The following is a 6,136-nucleotide window of genomic DNA, read 5'->3' on the forward strand; positions in this document are numbered from 1 at the left end:
GAGAACGAACATGCTTCTCGTACATTGCCCTTATTGCGATGAAACACTGCCGGAACTGGAATTTACCTATGGCGGCGAGGCCCATATCGCCCGGCCGGAAAATCCGGCGGATAAAACCGATGATGAATGGCGCGATTTCCTGTTCATTCGCACCAACGTCAAAGGCCCGCATTTTGAACGCTGGCGTCATGCCCATGGCTGTGGCCGGTTCTTTAACGCTGTGCGCGATACCGTCTCGGATCGTTTTCTGACGACCTACAAAGCCGACGCCCCACGACCGGACCTTGCCGTCCTGCTTGCAGATGCGTCAACGAAGGAGCCTTCAAAATGACCACCTTCCGCGTTCCGGGCCGTGGCCGGGTCCTTCACAACCGACCGGTTTCTTTTACTTTTGATGGCATGACCTATCAGGGCCTTGAAGGCGATACTGTTGCCTCCGCCCTGATTGCCAATGGCGTTCAGCTGATGGGGCGTTCGTTTAAATACCACCGTCCACGCGGCCCGATGGCAGCAGGCTCCGAAGAACCAAATGCCCTGATCGGCACCCGCCGTGGCAAGGGTCGGTTCGAACCGAACACGCGCGCTACCGTGCAGGAAATCTGGAACGGTCTTGAAGCCAACAGCCAGAACAAATACCCCAGCCTGAAGTTCGACGTCGGTGCGATCAATGACCGTGCCTATATGCTGTTTTCTGCTGGTTTTTACTATAAAACCTTTATGTGGCCGCGTTCCTTCTGGGACAAATATTACGAACCTTTCATTCGTGCGGCGGCTGGTCTTGGCGTCTCGCCAAGCGAACCCGACCCGGACAATTATGCATCACGCTATCTGCATACCGATGTCCTGATCATTGGGGCGGGTCCAGCAGGTCTTGCATCTGCACGTGCGGCGGCAACGGCTGGATTGCGCGTCACCCTTGTTGATGAAAATTCCGAACCGGGTGGCACGCTTTTGAGCGAACCGCAGGCACAAGTTGATGGAAAACCCGCATGGGATTGGCTCAGCGCGGAACTTGATGCGCTGAGCGATCTTGGCGTTCGGATCATGACCCGCACGACCGCAATTGGCTATTACCATCAAAACATGATCGGCCTGTGTCAAAAGCTGACCGATCATCAAGAAAAACCCGCCGAAGGCGCCCCGCGTGAACGCATGTGGCGTGTGCGCGCCAAGCAGGTCATTCTGGCCCAAGGTGCGCTTGAAAAACCGCTGGTGTTTGATGGCAATGATCGACCGGGCGTCATGCTGGCCGGATCCGCACAGACCTATCTGAACCGGTATGGCGTGCGCGTTGGCAATAAGGCCGTGATTGTCACCAGTCACGACAGTGCATGGTATGCGGCCTTTGATCTTGCATCGGCAGGTACACAGATAGAAGCCATCGTTGACACCCGCCCGACACCAAACGCGGACCTGATCAAAGAAGCTGCCGCGCGCGGCATCACGGTCCTTCCCGGACATACTGCGACCGGGACATCTGGACGACTGCGGATCAAGTCGGTTCGTGTGAACAAGGTTGAAAATGGCAAGGTTCTCTCTGCTCGGAACATCAGTTGTGACAGCCTGCTGATCTGCGGTGGCTGGACGCCGACACTCCACCTATTTTCCCACACCAAGGGGTCGCTCAAATGGGATGACGAAAGTCAGACCTTCCTGCCAGACCGCATCACCGAGGAATGCCAGATTGCAGGTGCCGGTCGCGGCCTTTGGGGCATTGCGTCCGCGCTTAATGATGGTGCTGTCATGGGCGCTGCTGCGGCCAAGGCGCTTGGAAAATCGGTAACGGCCCAAACAGTAACGGTGGCAAATGACCGTCCCGGCACGGGCGAAAGCCACACCGAATTGCCGACCGACCTTGATCCGGGCAAGGCGCGTGCCTTTGTCGATTATCAGAACGACGTGACCGCCAAGGATCTGCGCCTTGCAGTCCGCGAAGGCATGCGATCAATTGAACACGTCAAACGCTACACGACAAACGGCATGGCAACCGATCAGGGCAAGATGTCAAACATCAACGGCCTGAACATTGCCGCCGATGCCCTTGGCAAAAAGCAGCCCGAAGTCGGTCTGACCACCTTCCGGCCACCTTACACCCCAACCAGTTTTGGCGCCTTTGCCGGCTATCACAAGGGGGAACATTTCGAAGTTACCCGCAAAACGCCGATTGATAGCTGGGCCGAAGAAAACGGTGCGGTGTTTGAACCAGTCAGCCTGTGGCGTCGTGCGTGGTACTTCCCCAAAGACGGCGAAGACATGGACAGCGCTGTGCGCCGCGAATGCCGCGAAACGCGCAAATCCCTTGGCATGTTTGACGCATCCACCCTTGGTAAGATCGAGGTCGTTGGCCCCGATGCGGTTGAATTCATGAACCGCATGTACACCAATCCATGGACCAAATTGGCACCGGGTCGGACCCGCTATGGTCTTTTGCTGGGCGATGATGGCTTTATCCGCGATGACGGCGTGATCGGACGCCTCAGCGATGACCGCTTCCACATCACAACGACCACCGGTGGTGCGGCGCGTGTTCTCAATATGATGGAGGATTACCTCCAGACCGAATGGCCGGACCTTAAAGTCTGGCTGACCTCGACCACCGAACAATGGTCGACTATTGCACTTAATGGACCGAATGCGCGCAACCTGATTGAACCCTTTGTCGAAGGGCTTGATATTTCCGATGCCGCATTCCCGCACATGTCGATTGCCGAATGCACCTTTGCCGGTTTCCCGGCCCGCCTGTTTCGCGTCAGCTTTACCGGCGAACTTGGTTTTGAAATCAACGTCCCGGCCCGTCATGGCCGTGCACTTTGGGAAAAACTGTTCGATGCAGGTCAGCAATATGACATCTGCCTATACGGTACGGAAACCATGCATGTTCTGCGTGCTGAAAAGGGCTTCATCATCGTCGGTCAGGATACAGACGGCACCGTAACGCCGTATGACGCGGGTGCCGGATGGGCGATTGGCAAAAACAAACCCGACTTTGTCGGGATGCGTGCGCTTAACCGGCCTGACCTGACAGCCGAAGGTCGCAAACAACTGGTGGGCCTTCTGACGGAAGACGGCGTTTCCAAACTCGAAGAAGGTGCTCAGATCGTACTTGATCCGAACCAGCCCATCCCGATGAAAATGGTGGGTCACGTGACATCGTCCTATCACAGCGATGCAGTCGGCAGGCCCATAGCACTTGCATTGGTTGAAGGCGGCCACGGAAAAACTGGCGATACGGTCTATATCCCGATGCCCGACCGAACCATCAAGGCAACGATCACGGGTACGACGTTTTATGACCCCGAAGGTGCCCGTCTGAAGCTGTAACCTTGTCACTTTGAATACCGTCATATGAACGGAGAAGACTGCAATGACTGCACATGTCGATCTAAATATGGCCCGGACACTGGCCAAAAGTTCCGCTGTCAGCGTTGAACTTCTGCCACTCGTCGCGCGCTTTTCCCTGCGTGCGGGCACCGGCGAACAGGCTGCTCTTTCCAAGGCGCTGGGCGTTGCCCTTCCGACTAAAATCGGCCAGTGCGCACGTAAAAACAAACTCGAAGTTCTGTGCCTTGGCCCTGACGAATGGAGCATTCTGGCACCTGAAGATCAGGTAGTAAAAATCACCGATGCCTGCGAAGTAATCTACGCCAAAGCACCACACAGCCTGACGGAAGTTTCAGACCGTGAAATCGCCATTCAGATCACCGGGGCAAAGGCCACCGATCTGATGACAATCGGCTGCCCGCGCGATCTTGACCTTCTGCCGGTCGGGGAAGCGCGCCGTACGATTTTTGATGGCGTCTCAGCCGTACTTTGGCGCGATGGTGCCGACGAATATCGCCTTGACCTTTGGCGATCATTTGCACCGCACGTCATTTCGCTTCTTGAAACGGGCTGCGCCGAACTCGCCGCAGAATAAGCGCCCTTTCGGGCATCGTCCTTCATCGCCGAACCTTGAAATGGGACAGATCCATGACTGATCAAAACGTTCTTTCGACCATTGCCGATACCGTCATTGCCGACGCCATCAATCATGAACTCTCGCGTCAGCAAAATCAGATCGAATTGATTGCGTCGGAGAATATCGTCTCCAAAGACGTTCTTGCCGCCCAAGGATCGGTTCTGACCAACAAATATGCCGAAGGCTATCCGGGCCGCCGCTACTATGGCGGATGTGAGCATGTCGATGAAGTTGAACGTATCGCTATTGATCGGATCAAGCAGCTTTTTGGTGCCGAATTTGCCAATGTGCAGCCCCATTCCGGCGCACAGGCCAATCAGGCCGTTTTCCTGGCCTTGCTGGAACCCGGCGACCGGATCATGGGCATGTCACTTGCGCATGGTGGTCATCTCACTCATGGGTCGCACGTTACGATATCTGGCAAGTGGTTTGATGTTGTTTCCTATGAAGTCCGCGAAGACACCCATCTGATCAATATGGAAGATGTGCGTCGGGTCGCACTTGAAACCAAACCAAAACTCATCATCGCCGGGGCATCGGCCTATCCGCGCAAAATCGATTTCAAAGCTTTCCGCGAAATTGCCGATGAGGTTGGCGCCTATCTTATGGTCGATATGGCCCATTATGCTGGTCTGATCTGTGCCGGGCATTACCCGAACCCAGTGCCGCATGCACATGTTACGACCTCAACCACCCATAAAACCCTTCGTGGCCCCCGCGGTGGTATCATTCTGACCAATGACGAAGCCCTTGCAAAGAAGTTCAACTCAGCTGTCTTCCCGGGCAACCAGGGTGGTCCGCTCATGCATGTGATTGCCGCCAAGGCGGTTGCATTCGGCGAAGCCTTGCAGCCAAGCTTCAAAGAATATGCCGCACAGGTGATCGCAAACGCCCGTGCTCTGTCTAATGTTCTGATTGAAGGCGGCCTTGGCATTGTCTCGGGCGGAACCGATTGTCACATGGTGCTGGTCGATCTACGCCCCAAAGGGGTGACCGGCAAAGTGGCCGAAGCCGCTCTCGAACGTGCGGGCCTGACTTGTAACAAGAACGCCATTCCGTTTGATCCCGAAAAACCGTTTGTAACATCGGGCATTCGCCTTGGCACGTCGGCCGGCACCACGCGTGGCTTTGGCGAAGCCGAATTCCGCAAAGTTGGCGAACTGGTCCTCAAAGTGATCGAAGCTCTTTCAGACAATCCCGAAGGTGATGCCACAGTCGAAGCCGCGGTTTTGGCTGAAGTCCACGAATTGTGTGCTGCCCATCCGATTTACGGTCAGTAATTCAGGTGTTTTTGTCAGTTTTTGACATTTTCAAGATCGGCATCGGCCCGTCATCGTCTCATACGATGGGGCCGATGACGGCAGCTTCCCGGTTTCTTGACGACCTAAGAGACCCTGCATTATGTGGCTCCGGAACGAACCGACTGGCATCTGTATCTGTCTCCCTGCACGGATCATTGGCCTTTACAGGCAAAGGTCACGCAACGGATCGTGCTGTCGTACTTGGACTGATTGGCCTTTTGCCCGATACACTCGATCCCGATCAGGCCGCAAAGCTTGAAGCCGAGGTCCATGAGACAAAAACCATCTCACCCTCAGGCATTGGCCCCCTCAGGTTCGACCCAACCAAAGACCTCATTTTTGACTATGGCCCGCCGCTTGAACTACATGCCAATGCATTGACCTTCAGCGCGTTTGACGACGACGACCAGCTTTGCCATCGCGAAACCTATTATTCAGTCGGTGGCGGCTTTGTCATGAGTGAGGCGGAGCTTCTTGCCGAACGCGAAGGGGCTGCGCAGTCGCTAAATGCGAAAAAACAGTCGCATGATTTCCCCTACCCGTTTGGCTCGGCCAAAGAGATGCTGGCCATGGGACAGGCCTCAAGAAAAACCATTGCCGAAATGAAACGTGCCAATGAGCGCGTTATTCATGGCAATGCCCTTGATGAAAAACTCAACACCATCTGGCAGGCGATGAATGATTGTATCAATCGTGGTCTGCATCTTGATGGTGTTCTGCCCGGCGGGCTTAAGGTCAACCGGCGTGCAAAGGCGATCCACGCAGCACTGTGTGATGAACGCGGGAACAATATGGCGCAACCACATGTGTCCAATGACTGGCTCAGTGTCTATGCCATAGCGGTAAACGAGGAAAATGCCGCTGGCGGTCGGGTGGT

General features: G+C 55.3%; 5 protein-coding genes (1 of these 5 running past the window's edge). All 5 read left to right on the plus strand.

Going from position 1 to position 6,136, the window contains the following annotated elements:
• Positions 1–10 precede the first annotated feature (10 nt).
• A complete protein-coding gene (locus AC0VXT_RS14300; protein ID WP_475545959.1) occupies positions 11–331 on the plus strand; it encodes a sarcosine oxidase subunit delta in 321 nt (106 codons plus the stop codon).
• Positions 328–3,321 carry a sarcosine oxidase subunit alpha gene (locus AC0VXT_RS14305; protein ID WP_475545960.1) on the plus strand — a complete coding sequence of 998 codons (2,994 nt, stop codon included), beginning with the start codon at positions 328–330 and terminating at the stop codon, positions 3,319–3,321. The genes AC0VXT_RS14300 and AC0VXT_RS14305 overlap by 4 nt, the downstream gene beginning before the upstream one ends.
• A gap of 43 nt (positions 3,322–3,364) precedes the next feature.
• Positions 3,365–3,916, plus strand: a complete 552-nt coding sequence (locus tag AC0VXT_RS14310; protein ID WP_475545961.1) for a sarcosine oxidase subunit gamma — start codon at positions 3,365–3,367, stop codon at positions 3,914–3,916.
• 53 nt (positions 3,917–3,969) lie between these two features.
• Positions 3,970–5,238: a serine hydroxymethyltransferase gene (gene glyA / locus AC0VXT_RS14315; protein ID WP_475545962.1), complete on the plus strand. Its 1,269-nt coding sequence runs from the start codon at positions 3,970–3,972 to the stop codon at positions 5,236–5,238.
• A 74-nt stretch (positions 5,239–5,312) separates the two neighbouring features.
• A protein-coding gene (locus tag AC0VXT_RS14320) for an L-serine ammonia-lyase (RefSeq protein ID WP_475545963.1) crosses the window boundary here: on the plus strand, positions 5,313–6,136 show its 5' portion. It continues 520 nt past the right edge of the window; only the first 824 of its 1,344 coding nucleotides appear in the window; it begins with the start codon at positions 5,313–5,315; its stop codon lies beyond the right edge, outside the window.

It is taken from the genome of Thalassospira sp. Z349TD_5, from assembly GCF_056173045.1.

Coding starts and splice junctions, on each gene's coding strand:
- glyA (WP_475545962.1), top strand. CDS start 3,970: ATGACTGATCAAAACGTTCTTTCGACCATTGCCGATACCGTCATTGCC.
- AC0VXT_RS14305 (WP_475545960.1), top strand. CDS start 328: ATGACCACCTTCCGCGTTCCGGGCCGTGGCCGGGTCCTTCACAACCGA.
- AC0VXT_RS14310 (WP_475545961.1), top strand. CDS start 3,365: ATGACTGCACATGTCGATCTAAATATGGCCCGGACACTGGCCAAAAGT.
- AC0VXT_RS14300 (WP_475545959.1), top strand. CDS start 11: ATGCTTCTCGTACATTGCCCTTATTGCGATGAAACACTGCCGGAACTG.